The organism is Streptomyces sp. NPDC003036, from assembly GCF_040611175.1.
Lineage (GTDB): Bacteria > Actinomycetota > Actinomycetes > Streptomycetales > Streptomycetaceae > Streptomyces.
In genome coordinates this window covers 74,374-95,399 of the sequence record NZ_JBEXNO010000007.1, presented here as the reverse complement: position 1 = coordinate 95,399, position 21,026 = coordinate 74,374, and the positions used below count along the sequence as shown (strand labels likewise).

The 21,026-nt window shown below is 72.7% G+C and carries 20 protein-coding genes and 1 pseudogene; 11 read left to right on the top strand and 10 right to left on the bottom strand.

Annotation, left to right across the window (positions count from 1 at the left end):
- Positions 1–132 precede the first annotated feature (132 nt).
- On the top strand, positions 133–537 hold the full coding sequence (locus ABZX67_RS07455; protein ID WP_355355841.1) for a VOC family protein: 405 nt from the start codon (positions 133–135) through the stop codon (positions 535–537).
- 20 nt (positions 538–557) lie between these two features.
- On the opposite strand, the gene ABZX67_RS07450 is transcribed toward ABZX67_RS07455, so the two are convergent.
- From ABZX67_RS07450 to ABZX67_RS07430, 5 genes are all read right to left on the bottom strand, one after another.
- Positions 558–1,322 (bottom strand): SDR family oxidoreductase, encoded by a 765-nt coding sequence (locus ABZX67_RS07450; protein ID WP_355355839.1) that lies wholly within the window; start codon positions 1,320–1,322, stop codon positions 558–560.
- A 97-nt stretch (positions 1,323–1,419) separates the two neighbouring features.
- A complete protein-coding gene (locus tag ABZX67_RS07445; RefSeq protein ID WP_355355836.1) occupies positions 1,420–2,004 on the bottom strand; it encodes a helix-turn-helix domain-containing protein in 585 nt (194 codons plus the stop codon).
- Between the two features lie 33 nt (positions 2,005–2,037).
- Entirely contained in the window at positions 2,038–2,376 is a 339-nt protein-coding gene (nirD, locus tag ABZX67_RS07440) for a nitrite reductase small subunit NirD (protein ID WP_355356011.1), read from the bottom strand.
- Positions 2,376–4,913 (bottom strand): nitrite reductase large subunit NirB, encoded by a 2,538-nt coding sequence (nirB, locus tag ABZX67_RS07435; protein ID WP_355356009.1) that lies wholly within the window; start codon positions 4,911–4,913, stop codon positions 2,376–2,378. The genes nirD and nirB overlap by 1 nt, the downstream gene beginning before the upstream one ends.
- 19 nt (positions 4,914–4,932) lie before the next feature.
- Positions 4,933–6,114, bottom strand: a complete 1,182-nt coding sequence (locus ABZX67_RS07430) for an FAD-dependent oxidoreductase (RefSeq protein WP_355355834.1) — start codon at positions 6,112–6,114, stop codon at positions 4,933–4,935.
- Positions 6,115–6,373: 259 nt separating this feature from the next.
- Between ABZX67_RS07430 and ABZX67_RS07425 the strand changes: the two genes are divergently transcribed.
- The 4 genes from ABZX67_RS07425 (at position 6,374) to ABZX67_RS07410 (ending at position 8,950) form a co-directional block, all read left to right on the top strand.
- Entirely contained in the window at positions 6,374–7,156 is a 783-nt protein-coding gene (locus tag ABZX67_RS07425) for a TSUP family transporter (protein WP_355355832.1), read from the top strand.
- 163 nt (positions 7,157–7,319) lie between these two features.
- Entirely contained in the window at positions 7,320–7,766 is a 447-nt protein-coding gene (locus ABZX67_RS07420; RefSeq protein WP_355355830.1) for a VOC family protein, read from the top strand.
- Positions 7,763–8,257, top strand: a complete 495-nt coding sequence (locus ABZX67_RS07415; RefSeq protein ID WP_355355828.1) for a DUF1772 domain-containing protein — start codon at positions 7,763–7,765, stop codon at positions 8,255–8,257. Before ABZX67_RS07420 ends, ABZX67_RS07415 begins: the two co-directional genes overlap by 4 nt.
- Before the next feature lie 105 nt (positions 8,258–8,362).
- Positions 8,363–8,950: a dihydrofolate reductase family protein gene (locus tag ABZX67_RS07410; RefSeq protein ID WP_355355826.1), complete on the top strand. Its 588-nt coding sequence runs from the start codon at positions 8,363–8,365 to the stop codon at positions 8,948–8,950.
- Here the strand turns inward: ABZX67_RS07410 and ABZX67_RS07405 are convergent.
- On the bottom strand, positions 8,934–9,614 hold the full coding sequence (locus ABZX67_RS07405) for a class F sortase (protein WP_355355824.1): 681 nt from the start codon (positions 9,612–9,614) through the stop codon (positions 8,934–8,936). The genes ABZX67_RS07410 and ABZX67_RS07405 overlap by 17 nt on opposite strands.
- Before the next feature lie 88 nt (positions 9,615–9,702).
- Entirely contained in the window at positions 9,703–10,353 is a 651-nt protein-coding gene (locus tag ABZX67_RS07400) for a hypothetical protein (protein ID WP_355355822.1), read from the bottom strand.
- A 249-nt stretch (positions 10,354–10,602) separates the two neighbouring features.
- Between ABZX67_RS07400 and ABZX67_RS07395 the strand changes: the two genes are divergently transcribed.
- The 5 genes and pseudogenes from ABZX67_RS07395 to ABZX67_RS07375 all read left to right on the top strand — a co-directional run.
- The gene (locus ABZX67_RS07395; RefSeq protein WP_355355820.1) at positions 10,603–11,229 is read left to right on the top strand and encodes an NAD(P)H-dependent oxidoreductase; all 627 of its coding nucleotides are present in this window, start codon (positions 10,603–10,605) and stop codon (positions 11,227–11,229) included.
- Positions 11,230–11,245: 16 nt separating this feature from the next.
- Entirely contained in the window at positions 11,246–12,979 is a 1,734-nt protein-coding gene (locus ABZX67_RS07390) for an ABC transporter ATP-binding protein (protein ID WP_355356007.1), read from the top strand.
- 161 nt (positions 12,980–13,140) lie between these two features.
- Entirely contained in the window at positions 13,141–15,024 is a 1,884-nt protein-coding gene (locus ABZX67_RS07385) for an ABC transporter ATP-binding protein (protein WP_355356005.1), read from the top strand.
- Positions 15,025–15,056: 32 nt separating this feature from the next.
- Complete coding sequence (cutA, locus tag ABZX67_RS07380; protein ID WP_355355818.1) at positions 15,057–15,380, top strand: divalent-cation tolerance protein CutA; 324 nt, start codon at positions 15,057–15,059, stop codon at positions 15,378–15,380.
- Positions 15,350–15,781 (top strand): annotated as a pseudogene (locus ABZX67_RS07375) (gamma-glutamylcyclotransferase family protein); the annotation flags it as partial. The gene cutA and the pseudogene ABZX67_RS07375, both read left to right, overlap by 31 nt.
- Positions 15,782–15,791: 10 nt before the next feature.
- On the opposite strand, the gene ABZX67_RS07370 reads toward ABZX67_RS07375, so the two are convergent.
- The 3 genes from ABZX67_RS07370 to ABZX67_RS07360 form a co-directional block, all read right to left on the bottom strand.
- On the bottom strand, positions 15,792–18,023 hold the full coding sequence (locus ABZX67_RS07370; RefSeq protein ID WP_355355816.1) for a molybdopterin oxidoreductase family protein: 2,232 nt from the start codon (positions 18,021–18,023) through the stop codon (positions 15,792–15,794).
- Between the two features lie 174 nt (positions 18,024–18,197).
- Entirely contained in the window at positions 18,198–18,875 is a 678-nt protein-coding gene (locus ABZX67_RS07365; protein ID WP_355355814.1) for an ElyC/SanA/YdcF family protein, read from the bottom strand.
- Between the two features lie 140 nt (positions 18,876–19,015).
- Positions 19,016–19,726 (bottom strand): aquaporin, encoded by a 711-nt coding sequence (locus ABZX67_RS07360; RefSeq protein ID WP_355355812.1) that lies wholly within the window; start codon positions 19,724–19,726, stop codon positions 19,016–19,018.
- A 100-nt stretch (positions 19,727–19,826) separates the two neighbouring features.
- Between ABZX67_RS07360 and ABZX67_RS07355 the strand changes: the two genes are divergently transcribed.
- Entirely contained in the window at positions 19,827–20,657 is an 831-nt protein-coding gene (locus tag ABZX67_RS07355; RefSeq protein ID WP_355355810.1) for a hypothetical protein, read from the top strand.
- Positions 20,658–21,026 lie beyond the last annotated feature (369 nt).

Sequence of the window (21,026 nt, the reverse complement as noted above, 5' to 3'; positions counted from 1 at the left end):
GGCCGGGGTGCGAGGCCCCGCAACGTGAGGGAGATTTTTTCCGAGAGGGCTTCGAGGGAGCGATGAGTTTTCACGGAGGGCCCGGTCTACCCCTCGAAAGCACACGGGAACCACACCGAACGGATGGATGACATGCCTCAGATGATCTTCGTGAACCTGCCCGTCAAGGACCTGGAGGTCTCCAAGGCCTTCTGGGGCAAGCTCGGCTACTCCTTCAACGAGCAGTTCACCGACGAGCACGCCGCCTGCCTCGTCTTCAGCGACACCATCTTCGCGATGCTCCTCACCGAGGAGCGCTTCAAGGACTTCACGAAGAAGGAGATCGCCGACGCGCGGACGTCGACCGAGGCGATCATCGCGCTGAGCGCCGACTCCCGAGAGAAGGTGGACGAGCTGGCCGACGCCGCCCTGGCGGCCGGTGGCTCCCCGGCCAACGACCCCCAGGACTACGGCATGATGTACGGCCGCTCCTTCCAGGACCCGGACCACCACCTGTGGGAGGTCATGTGGATGGACCCGTCGGCCGTCCAGGGCTGAGACCCGCGTCGGCCGGTGCGTTACGCCGCGGCGCCGCCGTCCACCACCAGATCGGTTCCGACCACCGAGCCCGCGGCCGGGGACGCCAGGTACAGCACGGCGTCGGCGACCTCCCGCGCGGAGGTCAGCCGGCCGAGAGGCGTGGTCAGCCGGGCCGCCCGCTCCTCGTGGGTCTCGCCGGGCAGCAGGGACATCGGGGCCTCGGAGGCGCCGGGGCTGACCGTGTTGATCCGGACGCCGTCCCCGATGTGGTCGAGGGCGGCGATGCGGGTCAGCACGGAGACGGCGGCCTTGCCGACCGCGTAGCCGCCGGTGCCCGGCACGCGGACGTGCGCCCCCAAATTGGAGCTGACGTTGACGATCGCGCCGCCGCCGTGCGCCCGCATGTGGGCGATCTCGGCCTGGAGCGCGTACAGCACTCCGCTGACGTTGATGTCGAGCATGGCCTGCCAGTCCGCCGGGTCGAGGTCGCCGACCGGGCTGCCCGCGCCGCGCAGCACGGCGGCGTTGTTGACCGCCACGTCCAAGCCGCCGAAGCGCTCGACGGTACGCCGCACCAGGGCGCTTACGTCGTCGGCGCGGCTCACATCGGCGGTGAAGGCGGCCGCCGTGCCGCCCTCCTTCTCGATCAGGGCGACCGTCTCGTCCAGGGGCGCCGCGGTGCGCCCGGCCACGGCCACCGAGGCGCCCTCGGCGGCGAAGGCGAGCGCGATGGCCCGGCCGAGGCCGGAGCCCGCGCCGGTGACGAGGACGGTGCTGCCGCGGAAACGGGTCGAGGGGGACATGCTGGGCGACTCCTTTTTTGACCGTACGTTCCATTATTGGGGCGAAAAACAAGCCCCCGCAGGGGCTTGCTCTCCATGTGGCCGGCTCTTCGGTCCGTCAGTCCAGCTGGGCCAGCGCCGCTTCCGCCGCCTCGCGGACCCGGGCCGGGTCGGAGGACACCTTCCCGACCACCCGGATGCCCTGGAGCAGGACCAGCAGCATCCGCGCCAGGGCGCGGGGCTCGCGGCCGGCCGCAAGCTCGCCCTGGGCGCGGGCGCGCAGCAGCGCCGAGTGCAGCGCGGTCTCGACGTGCTCCCAGCTGAGCTCCACCCGGTGCGTCGCGGCCCGGTCGCGCGGCGCCAGCTCGGCGGCCGTGTTGGTGAAGAAGCAGCCGGTCAGCCGCTTCTCGTCCGAGGACGCCTCGGCCGCGAACGCCCGCACCAGCGCCCGGACCGCCGGCAGCGCCGGACCCGGCTGCGACAGTTGCGCCAGCAGGGAGGGCTCGCGGGTCTCGGCATACCGGTCCATGGCCTTCAGGTACAGCTCGTGCTTGTTGCCGAAGGTGGCGTAGATGCTGGCGCGGCCGATGCCGAGGCGGTCCACGAGGTCCGCCATCGACGTCGCTTCGTAACCGCGCTCCCAGAACAGCTCGAGGGCTGCCTGGAGTGCGGCGTCCGGATCGAATTCCTTGGTCCTGGCCACGGACGGAACTCTAAGTCGATCTGGAACGAATGGTCAAGAAACTGCGGCCAGTTCCCGCGTCCGCACCGGGAAGACCGCCACCGCGACCTCCTCGTCGTCCAGGCACCGCCCCGTCTCCAGGTCGAAGCGCTGCTTCAGCAGCGGCGACGCCACGAACGGCCGGCCGGCCGCCGAGCCGAGGAGCCCCCGCGCCAGCACCTGGGCACCCGTGAAGGGGTCCCGGTTGTCGACCGCGTACCACCGGCCCGCCCGGTCCTGGAACAGCGCCACCTGGCGTCCGTCGGGCAGCAGCGCCGCCATGCCGCGCCCCGGCGTCAGCGCCGCGGCCTCGCAGATCGGCAGCCAGGCGTCGTCGTAGGAGAGTTCGAGCATCATCGGGCGGAAGCTCCTTCCAGGGGTTCCAGCGTCAGGACGGTCAGGTCCGGCTTGATCTGGCCGCGCTCCGGCACGAACTTCACCGACGGGTCCGGGGCGTCCGGAGCGTTGACGAAGGAGACGAACCGGCGCAGGCGCTCGGGGTCGTTCAGGGTCTCGGCCCACTCGTCGTGGTAGCTCGCGACGTGCGCGGCCATCTGCGCCTCCAGCTCGTCGCAGAGGCCGAGCTTGTCGTGCACGATCACGTCGCGGAGGTGGTCCAGGCCGCCCTCCAGCCGCTCCAGCCAGGTCGCCGTGCGCTCGAGGCGGTCGGCGGTGCGGATGTAGAACATCAGGAACCGGTCGATCAGCCGGATCAGCTCCGCGTCCGACAGGTCCTGCGCGAGCAGGTCCGCGTGGCGGGGCGTGGCACCCCCGTTGCCGCCGACGTACAAGTTCCAGCCGTTGGCCGTGGCGATCACGCCGAAGTCCTTCGACTGGGCCTCGGCGCACTCGCGCGCGCAGCCGGAGACGGCCGACTTGAGCTTGTGCGGGGCGCGCAGGCCCCGGTAGCGCAGCTCCAGGTCGATCGCCATCTTCACCGAGTCCTGCACGCCGTAGCGGCACCAGGTCTGGCCCACGCACGACTTCACCGTGCGCAGCGACTTGCCGTACGCGTGCCCCGACTCGAAGCCCGCGTCGACCAGTCGCGCCCAGATCGCCGGCAGCTGGTCGACCCGGGCACCGAAGAGGTCGATCCGCTGCCCGCCCGTGATCTTGGTGTAGAGGCCGAAGTCGCGGGCCACCTCGCCGATCACGATCAGCTTCTCCGGGGTGATCTCACCGCCCGGGATGCGCGGCACGATCGAGTACGAGCCGTTGCGCTGCATGTTCGCCAGGAAGTGGTCGTTGGTGTCCTGGAGCGCGGCGCGCTCGCCGTCGAGGATGTACTCGTTGTGCAGGCTCGCCAGGATCGACGCCACGGCCGGCTTGCAGATCTCGCACCCCTCGCCGCCGCGCGCCTCCTCCCGCCCGTGCGAGTCGAGCAGCTGCCCGTACGACGTGAAGCGCATGGTGCGGACGATCTCGAACAGCTCGCTGCGCGTGTACGAGAAGCAGCCGCACATGCCGGTGTCGGCGGGCTTCGGCAGCAGCTGCTGGATCACCTTCACGCAGCTGCCGCAGCCCGTGCCCGCCTTGGTGCACTTCTTCACCTCGGGCAGCGACGAGCAGGCGCAGATGGCGCCCTTGGTGACGTTGTGGCAGGAGCAGATGATCGCGTCGTCGGGGAGGGCGGACGGGCCGAGCGTCACCGGCGCCCCCGCGCCCGCCGGCAGCACCAGCTGCTCGGGCGCGACGGGCGGCTTGGTGCCGGTCATCGGCCGCAGCATGCCGTACGACTCGGCGTCGCCCACGAGCACACCGCCGAGGAGCACGCCGTCCGCGTCCACGACGAGCTTCTTGTAGACGCCGGCCCGCGAGTCGGAGTACACGACGTCGAGGCAGCCCTCGGCCGTGCCGTGCGCGTCACCGAAGGAGGCCACGTCCACGCCGAGCAGCTTCAGCTTGGTGGAGGTGTCGGCGCCGGTGAACGTCTGGCCCTGCTCGTCGGCGATCGCGGCGGCCGCCGTCAGCGCCATCTCGTACCCGGGCGCCACCAGCCCGTACACCCGGCCGTCGGCCGCGAGGGCGCACTCACCGATCGCGTACACCGCCGGGTCCGACGTACGGCACCGCTCGTCGACCGCGATGCCGCCGCGCTCGCCGACCGTCAGGCCGCAGTCGCGCGCCAGCTGGTCCCGGGGACGTACGCCCGCCGAGAAGACGACCATGTCGGTCGCGACCGTCGAACCGTCGGACAGGGCCATGCCCGTCACGGCGCCGTTCTCGGTGAGGACCTCCTGCGTGCCGGTGCCGGTGTGGACGATGAGGCCCATGTTCTCGATGGTGCGCAGCAGGGCCGCGCCGCCGCCCTCGTCCACCTGCACCGGCATCAGGCGCGGCGCGAACTCCACGATGTGCGTCTCCAGGCCCAGCCCCTTGAGCGCGCCCGCCGCCTCCAGGCCGAGCAGCCCGCCGCCGACCACCGCGCCGGTCCTCGCCGTCTTCGCGTACTCCTCGATGGCGAGGAGGTCCTCGATCGTGCGGTAGACGAAGCAGCCGGTCGCGTCCTTGCCCGGCACGGGCGGGACGAAGGGGAACGAACCGGTCGCCAGGACGAGCGTGTCGTACGCGATCACGCGGCCGGCGCGGGAAGTGACCGTGCGCGCCTCGCGGTCGATGGTCTCGGCCGGGTCGTCCAGGTGCAGCTCGATGCCGTGCCGCGCCAGGAAGCCGTCCTCGACCATGGACAGGTCGTCGGGCGTCTTGCCGTCGAAGTACGAGGTGAGCCGGACCCGGTCGTACGCGGGGCGAGGCTCCTCGCAGAAGACGACGATCCGGGCCCGCTCGGTGACGCCCCGGTCGGCGAGGGCCTCCAGGAAGCGCTGACCGACCATGCCGTGGCCGATGAGGACGATGGTGGGCGTGTGCTGCCTGTTCGGCGTGGTCGGCATGTTGGGCGTGTGGGCCATGTCAGGAGCCTCCGTCATGGGTGAGCAGGTGGAGCAGGGGCGCTTCCGGCAGGGCCTCGTCGCCCTCCCAGGCCCGGGCGAGCGCCCCGACCGCGCCGAGATCGCCGAGCAGGACCCCGCCGACGAGCCGGTCGCCGCGGACGACGACCTTCCGGTACGCGCCGCTCGTCGCGTCGGCCAGCCGCACGGTGTCGTCACCGGGCAGCGGCGTCGCCTCGCCGAACGCCGCCAGTTCGAGGGCGTCCATGCTGAGCCGGGTCAGCGCGCGGGTGCCGCGGTAGGCGCCGGTGCCGTGCAGAAGGACGTCCGCGAGGACATCTGCCTGCTCCAGGGCGGCGCCGGCCAGGCCGTAGAGCCGGCCGTCGTGCTCGGCGCAGTCGCCGACGGCGTGGATGTACGGGTCGGAGGTGCGCAGCTGGTCGTCCACGACGATCCCGCGCCGCACGTCGAGACCCGCCTGAAGGGCGAGGCCGACGCGCGGCCGTACGCCGCAGGCGATGACGACGACGTCCGCGTCGAGCACGAAGCCGTCGGCGAGTTCCACCGCTTCGACCGTGTCGTCCACGCACCGCAGGCCGCGGACGCGGCACTCGGTGTGCACCTCCACGCCCAGGTCCGCCTCCAGATGGCGGCGCAGCATGTGCGCCGCCTCCGCGTCCAGCTGGCGTTCCATCAGGTGCTCGCCCTGCTGCGCCAGCACCACCTCGGCGCCCCGGGCCGCCAGCGCGCGGCTCGCCGACACGCCGAGCAGGCCGCCGCCGATCACCACCGCCCGCACCCCGGGGCCGACCAGCGCGTCCAGCGCCAGGCAGTCGTCGAGCGTGCGGAAGGCGTGCACCCCGGACGGCAGCCGGTCGCCGCCGAGCCCGCGCAGGGGCGGCAGCACCGGGTTCGAGCCGGTGGCCAGCACCAGGCGGTCGTACGCGAACGCCTCGCCTCCCGCGCAGTGCACCACCCGGGCGGCGCGGTCGACGGCGGTCACCCGCACCTCGTGCCGCGACCCCCCGTCGCGCGGCGAGGGCAGGGCGATGACCTCGGGCCCGTACCGCCCGGCGAGGACGTCCGCGAGCAGCACCCTGTTGTACGGGGTGTGCGGCTCCTCGCCGAGCAGGGTGACGGGCAGCCGCTCGGCGAGGCGTGCGCCCGCCGTGCCTCCGCCGACCACCACGATCCGTGAACTCATGCTCAGCAGCGTGCGTTGGCGGTGTTTCCCGGCAGCATCCCGTTTGTTTCGGGCACGGAAAGCTGACCTCAGCGGGTGGGAGCGGGAGCGGTGAGGCGTCTGGGGCGGCGGCACGGCCGTCGCACCCAGTCGTGGGACCTCATCGAGTCGCCGAACCTCATGGAGTCGCTGAACCTCGTCGAGTCGTCGAACCTCATGGACAGCTCAAGTCTCCGCGGTTTCGCGGACGTCGCCCCGCCCCCGTCCATAGGGTCGGATCATGCACGACATATCGCTGACCACCGTCCTCTTCCTCTGCGCCGCCGCGCTCCTGGCCGGCTGGATCGATGCCGTCGTCGGCGGTGGGGGGCTGCTGCTCCTCCCCGCGCTGCTCCTCGGCGTTCCGCACGTCCCGGCCCCGCAGGTCCTCGGCACGAACAAGGCGGTGGCCATCGTCGGCACGACGGGCGCCGCCGTGACGTACGTACGCCGGGCCTCGGTGCGGATCCCGGTGAAGACGGCGGTACGGGTGGGACTGGCGGCGCTGGCCGGCTCCATGGGCGGGGCGTTCTTCGCGGGGGGCATCAGCAATGAGGTCCTGCGTCCGGTGATCATGGTGGTGCTGCTGGGTGTGGCGGCCTTCGTGATGCTGCGGCCGTCCTTCGGGACCGGAGAGGTCAAGGGTGCCGTGACGCGGGCCCGGGTCGTCACGGCCATCGTGCTCGTGGGCGGCGGGATCGGCTTCTACGACGGGCTGTTCGGCCCGGGGACGGGGACGTTCCTGGTCCTGGCCCTCACCGCCGTACTCCATCTGGACCTGGTGACGGCGTCCGCCACCGCGAAGATCGTGAACGTGTGCACGAACGTCGGCGCGCTCGCGACGTTCGCGTACCAGGGGAACGTGCTGTGGCAGCTGGCCGCCGTCATGGCGGTGTTCAACCTGGCGGGCGGGCTGCTGGGGGCGCGGATGGCGCTCAGCAAGGGGGCGGAGTTCGTGCGCGGGGTGCTGCTGGTGGTCGTCTTCTCGCTGGTGGCGAAGCTGGCGTTCGATCAGTGGTACTGAGCCGGGGGCCTGCCGACGCGGGCCACGGCACGCGTAAATTTACATCCGTAGCAAATTTATATTGACGGCCTACGTGCCACTGGTCTAAATTTACCTCTGTCGCAGTTTTGTGGCGGCGGGGGCGCGGTCCGTTCCTCCGTCGGCTTCGAGCAAAGGACCTCGCGTGCAGATCACGGCCTCCACCGTCTCGCTCACCGTCGACGACGTCACCGCGTCCTCCGCCTTCCTCACCGCACACCTCGGCTACGAGGAGCGGATGGCCGCCGACGGTTTCGCCTCGCTCGGCCGTTCCGACGCCGCGGCCGACATTGTCCTGCTGCGCCGCGGCACCGAAGTGCTGCCGGCCGACCAGCGCGACCGGCACGCCGACGGGCTGATCCTCGCGTTCACCCTGGAGGGTGGCATCGCGGAAGAGGAGGCCAGGCTCCGGGCCGAGGGCGTCGAGATCACCATGCCGCTGCGCGAAGAGCCGTGGGGCGAGCGGCTCTTCCAGATCACCGACCCCAACGGTGTCGTCCTTCAGTTCGTGGAGTGGGCCACCGGGGCCGCCGGGGGCGCGGACGCCGCCGGGACCGAGGGCGCCGCCGGGGCCGCTGGGGGCGGCGTATGAGAGTGCTCCAGACCGTGGCCCTGACGACGTCCACGCTCGCGGCCGGGCTGATGGCAGGGCTGTTCGCGGCCTTCGCCTACGCCGTGATGCCCGGCCTCGCGCGCTCCGGCGACCACGCCTTCGTCCAGGTCATGCAGAACATCAACCGCGCCATCATCAACGGCTGGTTCCTGCTCCCGTTCCTGCTGCCCCTGCCCCTGCTGCTTCTCGCGGCCTTCCTGGCCGGGGACGGGCCGAACGCCGGAGCCGTCCGCTTCTGGGTCATCGCGGCACTCGTGCTGTACGTCGCGGCCTTCCTCGTCACCGGGACGCAGAACGTCCCGCTCAACGAAGCGCTCGACAAGGTGGCCGCCCTCGCCTCCGACCGCGACGGACTCGCCGCCGCCCGCGCCGCGTTCGAGGAGGCGTGGGTCAGGTGGAACACCGTACGGGCGCTGCTGCACGCCATGGCCTTTGGTTGCACGGCCTGGGCCCTGCACCTGCACGGCTGACCGGGCCCTGCACCTGCACGCCGGACCGGGCCGTGCACCTGCACGGCTGACCGAACCGACCCGTACCCCTCCCGCATCCCCATCACCGCTTGACGAAAGGTCTTCATGCGCAAGCTCGTCTACTCCATCGCCTCCACCCTCGACGGCTTCATCGCCGGCCCGGACGGCGCGGACCCCACGGGCCCCGACGGCTTCTGGCCGATCACGCCGGACTACATCCAGCACATGGTCGCCACCTACCCCGAGACCCTGCCCGCCGGGGCCCGGGAGGCGCTGGGCGTCACGGCCGAGGGCACGCACTTCGACACCGTCCTCGAGGGCCGCAAGAGTTACGAGATCGGCCTGGCGGCCGGCGTTCCGGACGCCTACCCGCACCTGCGTCACCTCGTCTTCTCCACCACCCTCACCGAGGTGCCCGCCCCGGCCGTGGAACTCGTCGCCGGCGATCCGGCGGCGAAGGTCCGCGAGCTGAAGCGGGAGGACGGCAAGGACATCTGGCTCGTCGGCGGAGCGCAGTTGGCGGGTGCCCTCTCCTCCGAGATCGACCGGCTGATCGTCAAGCTCAGTCCCCTCACCATCGGCAACGGCATCCCCCTCTTCTCCCGTGACGCCGCCTTCGACCCGCGCGGCTGGCGGCTCACCGACCACACCGCACTGGAGAACGGCGCCTTCTTCCTCACCTACGACCGGTGAGGTGCGCGTACGCGACCACGTTGCCCTGGTAACCGGTCTTCGCGTCGAACCCGCCTCCGCAGGTGATCAGGCGGAGTTCGGCGCGGTCGGCGGCGCCGTAGACCTTGTGGTCGGGGAAGTCGTCGTTGTCGTACACCTCGACCGCGTCGATCGTGAAGACGGCGGTGCGGCCGTCGAGGCGGGTGACCTCGACGCTGTGGCCCTTTCTGAGCGCGCCGAGGGCGTAGAAGACGGCGGGGCCGTCGGCGTTGTCGACATGACCGGCGATGATCGCGGTGCCCTTGGCGCCGGGCGGCGTGCCGTGCTGGAACCAGCCGGCGATGTTCGGGTCGCCGACGGGTGGGACCTCCAGGCTGCGGTCGGGGGCGAGGCCGAGGCGCATGACGGGCGCGTCGACGTCGATCTCGGGGATGCGGACGCGGACCGGCGCGGAGGGTGGCAGGGGGTCGGCGACGGCCTCGGTCCGCTGGAAGTGCGGGCCGACGGCGAAAGCCTCGGCGGCCGAGGGCGCGGGCGGCGTGATGTCGGCGGAGCCGTTCTGAATGAGCCACACGCCGATGAAGGCGGCGACCGCCAGGCCCCATCCCTTTCCGCTGCGGCTCTCGCTGTGGGTGCTGCCGGCGTTGCCGCTGCCGCTCCAGTCGCTGCTGGCGCCTGTGCTCATCGTGGCTTCCCTGGGGTACCGGTGGTGCTCCCCGCCCGCGCCACGGCCTCGGGGCGCGCGCGGCGGGGGCGGGGAGCGGAGCGGCGGGTCAGTGGCCCTGCGCGCCGCTCGCCCGGCGGCGCAGGAGCCAGATCCCGCCGACGGCGGTCGCGGCCAGGACGGCCGCACCCGCCGCGATCTGGACGGTGTCGGGGCCGACGCTGCCCCCGACACCGGTCTTGACGTGTCCGCTCGGAACGTGGCCGGCACCGGTCTCCTTGCCGCCGGTGTCGGTGCCGGTTCCGGTCCCGGTCCCGCCGGTGTCGGTGCCGGTTCCGGTGCCGGTGCCGGTTCCGGTCCCGCCGGTGTCGGTGCCGCCCGTGCCGCTGCCTCCGCCGGCGTGCGTGACGCCCAGATCGCCGGTGGCCGTCTTGCCGTTCTCGCAGGCCACGCTGATGGTGTACGTCCCCGGCTTGGCGTGTGCGGGCACCTTGAACTGCCCGATCACCACCTCTTTGTGGGTGCCGGGCGCCAGTTTGAACTCGCCGGCGCCCAGGGTGCCCGCGTCACCGACGCCCTTGCCGTTCTTGCCGCAGGCGGTGGTGTTGACCGTGACGGTCTGGCCGGGGGCGGCGGTCGACGGGTAGACCTCCAGCTGTCCGAGGTCCCCGGCGTACGCGGTCGGCGAGGCCACGGCGATGCCGCCGAGCGAGGCGACCGCCAACGCGGTACCGGACAGCAGGCGGGTGGTGGTGCGCATGAGGGGTCCTCCGGGCGCGAGGGGCGGTGTGTCCTTGTCCCATGGGTAGGCCGCGCCCTCCGCGCCCGCATGCCGATGCACCGTCACATGCGTGTCGCCACGCCACCCGCGTACGAGTGTTTCCGCAGGTCACGGCGGGGCGTGGGGTTCAGGTGCCCTGCTCCGTGCCGGACGCACCGAACGGGTGACCCCCGCCCGGCGAAAGAGGGGCTTGACCTCAAGTTTGGTTGAGGTACGAGGCTCCTCGGCATGGACATCAACAACGCCACGCCGCAGATTCACGCCACGCCGAACCACGCCACGCCGCTGAAGCTCGCCCTCATCGTCGCCAGCAACCGCGAGGGCCGCTTCGGCCCCGTCATCGCCGACTGGTTCCTCTCCCGGACCGCCGAGCGCGACGACTTCGCCGTCGACGTCGTCGACCTCGCCGTCATCGACCTGCCCACCGCCCTCTCCTCCACCCCCGGCCCCGCCGCCCGCGCCGCACTCGCCGAGGTCAGCCCGAAGCTCGCCGACGCCGACGCGTTCGTCGTCCTCACCCCCGAGTACAACCACTCCTTCCCCGCCGCCCTCAAGAGCCTCATCGACTGGCACTTCAGCGAGTGGCAGGCCAAGCCGGTCGGCTTCGTCTCCTACGGCGGGATGTCCGGCGGCCTGCGGGCGGTGGAGCAACTGCGCCAGGTCTTCGCCGAGATGCACGCCGTCACCGTCCGCGACACCGTCTCCTTCCACAACGCCCGCGGCCACTTCGACGAGACCGGCCGGCACAAGGACCCCACCGGCCCGGACGCCGCCGCCAAGACGATGCTCGACCAGCTCGCCTGGTGGGCGCACGCCCTGCGCGACGCCAAGTCCGTCCGCCCGTACGCGGGCTGAGGCGCGCGCTCCCATGGTGCTGACCCGACTGCTGGGCGCCCGCCTGCGCCCGTACCGGCGGACGATCGCGCTGCTCGTCCTCCTCCAGCTGATCCAGTCCCTCGCCACCCTCTACCTGCCCACCCTCAACGCCGACATCGTCAACAACGGCGTCCTGCGCGGCGAGACCGACCACATCCTGTCCACCGGCGGCGTCATGCTCGCCGTCACCCTGCTCCAGGTCGTGGCCGCGGCCGCCGCCGTGTACTGCGCCGCCCGCGTCGCCATGGGCGTCGGCCGCGACCTGCGGTCCGCCGTCTTCCGCCGCGTACAGGACTTCTCCGTACGGGAGATGGGGCGCTTCGGCGCCTCGTCCCTGATCACTCGCACCACCAACGACGTCACGCAGGTGCAGACGTTCACCGTCCTCGCCCTCACCCTGCTCGTCGCCGCGCCGCTGATGTGCCTCGGCGGCATCGCGATGGCCGTCGGCCAGGACGTACCGCTCGCGCTGCTCCTGCTCGTCTTCGTACCGCTGCTCGGCGGGTCCGTCGGGCTCATCGTCCGCCGCCTGCCGCCGCTGTTCCGGAGCCTGCAAGGGCGGCTGGACACGGTCAACCGGGTGCTGCGCGAGCAGATCACCGGCATCCGCGTCATCCGCGCCTTCGTCCGCGACCGGCACGAGCAGTACCGTTTCGCCGGCGCCAACGCGGAGCTGATGAACGTCGCACTGCGCGCCGGGCGGCTCATGGCGCTGATGTTCCCGACGGTGCTGCTGGTCTGGGAGGCCGCCACCGTCGCCGTCATCTGGTTCGGCGGGCTGCGGCTCGACTCCGGCTCGCTGCAGGCCGGTTCGCTGATCGCCTTCCTCGGCTACCTGATGCAGATCCTGATGGCCGTGATGATGACGCTGTTCCTGATGATGCAGCTGCCGCGCGCCGAGGTCAGCGCCGAACGCATCCAGGAGGTGCTCACCACCGTCCCGTCCGTCGCCCCGCCCCCCGCGCCCGTCCACGCGCTGCGCCACCCCGCTCGCATCGACATCCGCGCGGCCGACTTCAGCTACCCGGGCGCCGAGGAACCGGTGCTGCGCGGCGTGGACCTCGTCGCCCGCCCCGGCCGCACCACCGCCGTCATCGGCTCGACCGGCAGCGGGAAGAGCACCCTGCTCAACCTGGTGCCCCGGCTCTTCGACGCGACCGGCGGCGAGGTCCGCGTCGGCGGCGTCGACGTCCGCGACCTGGAGCCCGAGGCGCTGGCGCGCACGGTCGGGCTCGTACCGCAGAAGCCGTACCTCTTCTCGGGGACCGTGGCGACGAACCTGCGGTACGGGAATCCGGACGCGACGGACGCGGAGCTGTGGCACGCGCTGGAGGTCGCGCAGGCCGCCGACTTCGTACGGGAACTGGCGGAGGGGCTGGACGCCCCGGTCTCCCAGGGCGGCACCAACCTCTCCGGCGGACAGCGCCAGCGCCTCGCCATCGCCCGCGTGCTGGTGGCCCGGCCGGCCGTCTACCTCTTCGACGACTCGTTCTCGGCGCTGGACTACGCCACGGACGCGCGCCTGCGGGCCGCGCTGGCGGCGGAGACGGCGGACGCGACGGTCGTGATCGTCGCGCAGCGGGTGTCGACGATCCGCGACGCCGACCGGATCGTCGTCCTCGACGAGGGCCGGGTCGTCGGCACCGGCACGCATGACGCGCTGCTGCGGGACAACCACACGTACCGGGAGATCGTGCTCTCCCAGCTGAGCGAGGAGGAAGCCGCGTGAACGCGGAGGAGGAGCGGGACGGAGGCACCGGCCGTGGCCGCGAGCGCGGTGCAGGGTCCGAGAGAGTGCCCGTGCAGCGTGCGGCGCCCGAGCGGCGGGGGCCTGCCGTGCAGCGCGCCGCGCCCGAGCGGCGGGGGCCCGCCGTGCAGCGGGGGCCCGGCATGGTGGCCACCCCGTCCCTCGAACGCTCGCTGGACTTCCGCCGCTCCGGGCTCCGGTTGCTGCGCACGTTCGCCCCCGAGCGCCGCCTCGTCCTCGGGGTCCTCGCCGCCGGCACCGCCGCCGTCGCGCTCGCCGTCACCGCGCCCAAGATCCTGGGCCACGCCACCGACCTGGTCGTGGGCGGCGCGGCGACCCCCGCCGGTGTCGACTTCCGGGCCGTCGGCGAGGTCCTCGCCCTCGCCGTCGGCGTCATCGCCGCCTCCTCCGCCCTCACCTGGGTGCAGATGCGGCTCGCCATGACGGCCGTCCAGCGGACCGGTCACCGGCTGCGCGAGCTGGCCCAGGAGAAGCTGGCGCGGCTGCCGCTGGCGTACTTCGACAAGCAGCCGCGCGGGGAGATCCTCAGCCGCGCCACCAACGACATCGACAACATCACCCAGACCATGCAGCAGGCCTTCAGCCAGATGGTCCGCGCCCTGCTCACCCTCACCGGCGTGCTGGCGATGATGTTCTGGATCTCGCCCCTGCTGGCGCTCATCGCGCTCGCGACCGTCCCCCTGTCCGTGGTGGCCGCCACCCTCATCGGCAAGCGCGCGCAACCGCAGTTCGTCCGCCAGTGGGCCGTCACCGGCAAGCTCAACGCCCACGTCGAGGAGATGTACACCGGCCACGCGGAGGTGCTGCTCTTCGGCCGCAAGCGGCAGGCCGTCGAGGCCTTCGACGAGCTCGGCGAGCAGCTGTACGCGTCCAGCTTCCGCGCCCAGTTCATGTCGGGGCTCATCCAGCCCGCCACCGCCTTCGTCGGCAACCTCAACTACGTGCTCATCGCGGTCGTCGGCGGGCTGCGCGTGGCGTCCGGGACGCTGTCGATCGGCGACGTACAGGCCTTCGTCCAGTACTCGTACGAGTTCAACGGCCCGATCACGCAGGTCGCGGCCATGGCCAACCTCCTCCAGTCCGGGGTGGCGTCGGCCGAGCGGGTCTTCGACCTGCTGGACGCGGAGGAGGAGGACGAGGAGGAGGACAAGGAGGCGGGGGCGCGGACCCCGGCCCTGACGACGCCCACCCTCAAGCACGGGCAGGCCGGGGAGGCCGGGGAGGCCGGGGAGGCCGGGCAGGTCAGGCAGGCCGGGCAGGCCGGGCAGGCCGGGCAGGTCGCCTTCGAGAAGGTCGCCTTCCGGTACGAGCCGGGCAAGCCCCTCATCGAGGACCTGTCGCTGACCGTCGAGCCCGGCCAGACCGTCGCGATCGTCGGCCCCACCGGCGCCGGCAAGACCACGCTCGTCAACCTGCTGATGCGCTTCTACGAGACGACCGCGGGCCGCATCCTCCTCGACGGTGTCGACGTGTCGACGATGTCCCGCCGCGCACTGCGCTCCGGCATCGGCATGGTGCTCCAGGACACCTGGCTCTTCGGCGGCACGATCGCCGACAACATCGCGTACGGCGTGCCGGGTGAGGTGCCGCGCGAGCGGATCGTGGAGGCGGCCATGGCCACCCACGCGGACCGCTTCATCCGCACCCTCCCCGACGGCTACGACACCGTCATCGACGAGGAGGGCGCGAACCTCAGCGCCGGCGAGAAGCAGCTCCTCACCATCGCCCGGGCGTTCCTCATCGAGCCGTCCATCCTCGTCCTCGACGAGGCCACCAGCTCCGTCGACACGCGTACCGAGCTCCTCATCCAGCGCGCGATGGCGTCGCTGCGGGCGGGCCGGACGTCGTTCGTGATCGCGCACCGGCTCTCCACCATCCGGGACGCGGACGTGATCCTGGTGATGGAGGCGGGCCGCATCGTGGAGCAGGGCACGCACGACGAACTGCTGGCGGCCGGGGGTGCGTACGCTCGGCTGTACGCGGCGCAGTTCGCCGCCGCGGTGTGAGCGGGAGCACAACGCGCGGAGGAGAGACGAACGTGACCCTGGCCCTGACCGTCCTCACCACGACCGACAGCGCCGAGAAGGCCGAGGAGCTCGCCCGCGGCGCGGTGGAGGCGCGGCTCGCCGCCTGCGCGCAGATCTCCGGCCCGGTCACCTCCGTCTACCACTGGAAGAACGCCATCGAGACCAGCCAGGAGTGGCAGGTGCTCTTCAAGACGACGGAGGCGTGTTACGACGCGCTGGAGGCGCACCTTGTCGCGGCGCACGACTACGACACGCCGGAGATCATCGCCATGCCGGTGGTCCAGGGCAGCACGGGCTACCTGGCGTGGCTGCGGCAGGAGACGTCGGCGAAGTGACCGAGCTGCCGTTCTTCGTGTACGGGACGCTGCGCCCGGGCGAGCACAACCACGACCTGTTCCTCCGCGGCCGTACGGCGGCGGAGGAGCCGGCCCGCCTGCCCGGCGCGCTCCTGTACGACGGCCCCGGCTACCCCTACCTGGTGCGGGACGCGGGGCCCGGTGAGGTGACGGGGGAGCTGGAGGAGGTGGCGGGGGAGCTGGTCAGCGCGGCCCCCGGCGAGTACGCCGCCCTCCTCTCCGTACTGGACGCGCTGGAGGAGTACCTGGGCCCCGGCCACCCGCTGAACCTGTACGAGCGCGAGGTCTGCGACGTACGGCGGACGCGGGACGGGCGGATGGTCAGGGCCTGGGTGTACGTCGCGGCGCCGGCGGCGCGGCTCGGCCGGCCGATAGCGGGGGGCGACTGGCTCAGCCGTCGGTCGCTGGAACCGGGCCGTCCGCGGCTTCGAGAGCGGCTTGGAGGGGAACCGCGGCTGCGCGAGGAACCGCGGCTGCGCGGGGAACCGCGGCTGCGCGAGGAACCGCGGCTTCGAGACGTACCGCGCACACCTTGAACTCCGGCATGCGGGAGGTCGGGTCGAGGGCGGGGTTGGTGAGGGTGTTGGCCCGGCCCTCGCCCGCCCAGTGGAACGGCATGAAGACCGTGTCCGGCCGGATGCCGGTGGTGATGCGGGCAGGGGCCACGGCTCGCCCGCGCCGCGACACGACCGCCACCGGCTCGCCCTCGGCGACGCCGAGCCGCTCCGCCAGCCGGGGGTGCAGCTCCACGAACGGGCCGGGCGCGGCGGCGTTCAGCTCGGCGACACGCCGGGTCTGGGCGCCGGACTGGTACTGCGAGACGACACGCCCGGTCGTCAGCACCACCGGATACTCGTCGTCCGTCTCCTCGCCCGCCGGGCGGTGCGTGACCGGTACGAAGCGGGCCCGCCCGTCCGGGGTGGCGAACCGCTCCAGGAAGAGGCGCGGCGTGCCGGGGTGCGCGGGCTCCGGGCAGGGCCAGAAGACCCCGTCCTCCTCGGCGATGCGGCGGTAGCTGATGCCCGCGTAGTCGGCGGGGCCGCCGGCCGAGGCACGGCGCAGCTCGTCGAAGACCTCTTCGGGGTCGGTGGGGAAGCCCTTCTCCCAGCCGAGCAGCTCGGCGAGGGCGTTCATGACCTCCAGGTCGCTGCGTACGCCCTCCGGGGGGTCGATGGCGCGGCGGCGGAGGATGACACGGCCTTCGAGGTTGGTGAGGGTGCCGGTCTCCTCGGCCCACTGGGTGACGGGCAGGACGACGTCGGCGAGCGCGGCGGTCTCCGACAGCACCACATCGGCCACGGCGAGGAAGTCGAGGGACTCGAGCCGCTCCTGGATGTGCGCGGCGCGTGGCGCGGACACGACGGGGTTGGAGCCCATGAGGAGGAGGGCCTTGATGTCGGTGCCGAGCGCGTCGAGGAGTTCGTAGGCGCTGCGGCCGGGCCCGGGGAGGCTGTCGGGGTCCACGCCCCAGACGCCGGCGACGTGGGCGCGGGCGGCCGGGTCGTCGAGCTTGCGGTAGCCGGGCAGCTGATCGGCCTTCTGGCCGTGCTCGCGCCCGCCCTGCCCGTTGCCCTGACCGGTCAGGCAGCCGTAACCGGACAGGGGCCGGCCGGCGCGGCCGGTGGCCAGGCACAGGTTGATCCAGGCGCCGACGGTGTCGGTCCCCTTCGACTGCTGCTCGGGCCCGCGGGCGGTGAGCACCATCGCGTTGTCGGGGTCGCAGAACAGCCGTACCGCCTCGCGCAGCTGCGGCACCGGCACGCCGGTGATGCGCTCCACGAGCGCCGGCCAGTGGGACATGGCGGCGGCGCGGGCGTCGGCCCAGCCGGTCGTACGCTCCCGGATGAAGTCCTCGTCCGTGCGGCCCTCGGCCACGACCAGGTGCAGCAGCCCGAGCGCGAGCGCGAGATCGGTGCCGGGGCGCGGCGCCAGGTGCAGGTCGGCCTGCTCGGCGGTACGGGTGCGGCGCGGGTCGACGACGATGAGGCGGCCGCCGTTCTCCTTCAGCTCGGTCAGGTAGCGCAGGGCGGGCGGCATCGTCTCGGCGAGGTTCGACCCGACGAGGATCACGCAGCCGGTGCGCGGGATGTCCTCCAGCGGGAAGGGGAGGCCCCGGTCCAGGCCGAAGGCCCGCTGGTGCGCCGCGGCGGCGGACGACATGCAGAAGCGGCCGTTGTAGTCGATCTGCGAGGTCCCGAGGACGAGGCGGGCGAACTTGCCGAGCGCGTACGCCTTCTCGTTGGTGAGCCCGCCGCCCCCGAAGACCCCGACGGCGTCGGCCCCGTGGCTCTCCCTGGTGCCGCGCAACCCGTCGGCGACGGTACGCAGAGCCTCCTCCCAGGTGGCCGGCTCGAGCCTGCCTGTGGCGGGGCGTCGGACCAGTGGCCCGGCCAGCCTGGCCTGGGAGGAGAGCACCGCGGGCGCGGTGCGTCCCTTACCGCACAGGGCTCCCCGGTTCACGGGGAAGTCCGCGCGCTCCACCACCTCAACGCCCTGGCCGGTGCTCTGCCCGGCGACGCTCTGTCCGGCGCCCTCTCCGGTGCCTTGACCGGTGGGCCGCAGGTTCATCCCGCACTGCAGGGAGCAGTACGGACAGTGCGTGGGGGTGGTGACGGTGAGCATGCCCCTGAGCATGCGACGCCTGTGTTACGCCTGCGCACCCGCCGCATTACGCCCCCGGTACGTCCCTCTCCATCCGGCGGGAACCGACCGGTGAGCGGCGGTGGGGCGGAGCCCCGGTTCGGGGAGAGGACGGGGACGGGGTGGGGGCGGGGACGGGGTGGGGGAGAGCCACCGTCAACGAGACGCCAGCGCCTCCGCCACGCCGCTCTCCTCCCGCCCCAAGAACCTCGGATCCGGCCTGAACACCGCGTCCACCGCCGCCTTCCCCGCCGCCGCCAGCTCCCTCACCTCGCCGTAGTACCAGACAGAGTCGTGCGGCTCGGCGACGCCGACCCCGTACGAGTCGACGCCCGCCGCCCGGCACAGCGTCACGGCCCGCTGGATGTGGAAACCCTGCGTCACCAGGACGGCCCGGTCGACGCCGAACACCTTCTTCGCGCGGACGCACGAGTCCCACGTGTCGAACCCGGCGTAGTCGCTGACGATCCGCCCGTCCGGCACCCCCCGCTCCTTCAGGTACGCGCGCATCGCGTCGGGCTCGTCGTACTCGACGCGGCTGTTGTCCCCGGTGACCAGGAGCACCTTCACCTTGCCGTCCCGGTAGAGCTGCGCGGCCATGTCGAGGCGGTGGGCCAGGTACGGGGTGGGCCGGCCGTTCCACAGGCCCGCGCCGAAGACGACGGCGACGTCGTGGGAGGGGACGTCGTCGGCGGTGCGCAGCCGGCTGTCGGCGACGGCGTGCATCCACGTCATGGGCGCGAGCGCCAGCACGCAACCGAGCATGACGGCCTGTACCACCCGCCGCTGTCCCCGCCGGCTCCGTGGCAGCAGCGACAGCCGCGTGCGACGCATGTACGAACCTCCCCTTGGTGTTCCCGCCCTGCCCTCTCCGACGCGAAAGGACCGCACGCGGTTCACTCGACGACGGTTCAGCCGACAACCGGCTTCCCGTCCGGCCCCCGTCCGGTCCCCGACGGCCTCCGCCGCCCGGCTCAGCCCGCGGCCGGCCCGGCCCCCGGTGGTCGCCTCCCGTACAGCAGGCTCGCCAGCCCCGCCCCGAGCAGGCCGCCGACGAGCTGTGCCGCGATGAAGCCCGGGAGCGAGGCCGGGGCGATCCCGGTGAAGGAGTCGGTCAGGGACCGGCCGACCGTCGCCGCCGGGTTGGCGAACGACCCGGACGACGTGAACCAGATCGCCGCCGCGATGTACGCCGCGACCGCCACCGGCGCCAGCCCCGCACGCCCGATCCGGTCCAGGCCCTGGATCAGCAGGACCAGCCCGGCCGTGGCGACCGTCTCGCCGAGCAGCAGGTGCCCATCCGACCGCATCTGGGTGGACCAGCTGCCGGGCGCCCGCCCGAACATCGCCTCGGCGAGCAGCGCGCCGGCGACCGCGCCGGCCAGCTGCGCGCCGATGTACAGCGCCACCTCGCGGCCGAGCATTCCGTCCCCGTCGCGCCGCCGCGTCCACCAGACGCAGAGGGTGACGACGGGGTTGAGGTGCGCCCCGGAGACCGGTGCGAACAGCGCGATGAGCAGGCCGAGTCCGATCGCCGACGCCAGCGAGTTGGCCAGCAGCCGCACTCCGACGTCGTCGCTGAGTGCGCTGGCCTGTAGGCCGGAGCCGATGATGACGGCGACCAGTGCCGCGCTGCCGACGAGCTCGGCGACTGCGCGGCGGGGCAGAGCCCGGTCCGTAGCCATGAGTACCCCCCAAGTCCCGATTCAACGGAAAATATATTCCGTGTTTCGGAAAGTTCGACAGGGGGCAGGGTAGCGGGACCACACCTGTCACTATCGCCACATGGATCTGGACGTGGACCTGGGCCGAGAAGCAGCCGCCCGGAACAACGCCGAGTGGTGCGATGCGATGTGCCAGGCCCACGGCCTCGCAGGCGGGACGTTCGGCGGCCGCGCCTGGACACATCCGCGGCGCACTCCGCCGTACTACCCGGACGCCGTCACCCTCGCCCCCGGCGCCTCGGATGCCGAGATACGCGACATGCTGGACGCCGTCGACCGCAGCACACCCGGCTGCTCGGTCAAGGACAGCTTCGCGGAGCTGGACCTGACGCCACACGGCTTCGAGGTGCTCTTCGAAGCCCAGTGGATCCATCGCCCCGCGGCCCTCCCTCTCCCGGGACCGGTCACCAGCGCCTGGGAACCGGTCGAGACCGCCGCCGAGCTCGCCGCCTGGGAGACGGCCTGGAACGGCGGCGCAGGCATCGGCCTCTTCCGCCCCGCGCTGCTCGCCCACCCGGCGACCACGGTCCTCGCCGGCCGCGCGCCGGACGGCCGTATCGTCGCGGGCGCCGTCGTCAGCCGCACCGCCACCGCCACCGCGTACGCCGGTGCCACGGGCGTGGTCGGCGTCTCGAACCTGTTCGGCCCCGACGCCTGGCCCGGCTGCCTCACCGCGATCGCCGACCGCTGGCCGGGCATGCCGGTCGTCGGGTACGAGCACGGCGACGACCTCGCAGCCGCCCTGCGTCACGGCTTCACGGCCACCGGCCTTCTCCGGGTCTGGCTCTCTTCATCAGCCGGCCCCGGCCCTGACGTCGTCCCCGGTCCCGGCCCCGGCACCGCGCCCAACCATGCCGCCGACAGCAGCGAGCGGGACGCCGCCGACGCGTAGACGGACGCGGCCAGCCACGCCCGCGCGTACGCGCCCGAGTCCCCTGGCAGCAGGCGCCCCAGCGCGTCCAGGGTCCGTGCCGCCGCCGCGTCCTCGAGGTCCCGGGCGCAGCGCGCACCGGTCGTGAGACCCACCGCGTGCAGCCGACGCGGCAGGTCGCCGTCGGCCGCGGCCGCCGCGACGGGGCGGCCACCCGCCACCGCACGGTCCACCGCGCGGCGCAGGAGGCCAAGCTCCAGCGGCAAGGTCTCGGGCAACGCCTCCGGCACCGGCGGCCCGGCGGCAGCGACCGCCCGCGTGGCGGGTACGTCCGTGCGGTTCAGCCTGCGCAGGCCCAGGTCCGCGCGGAGCGGCTCACCGTCGTGACCG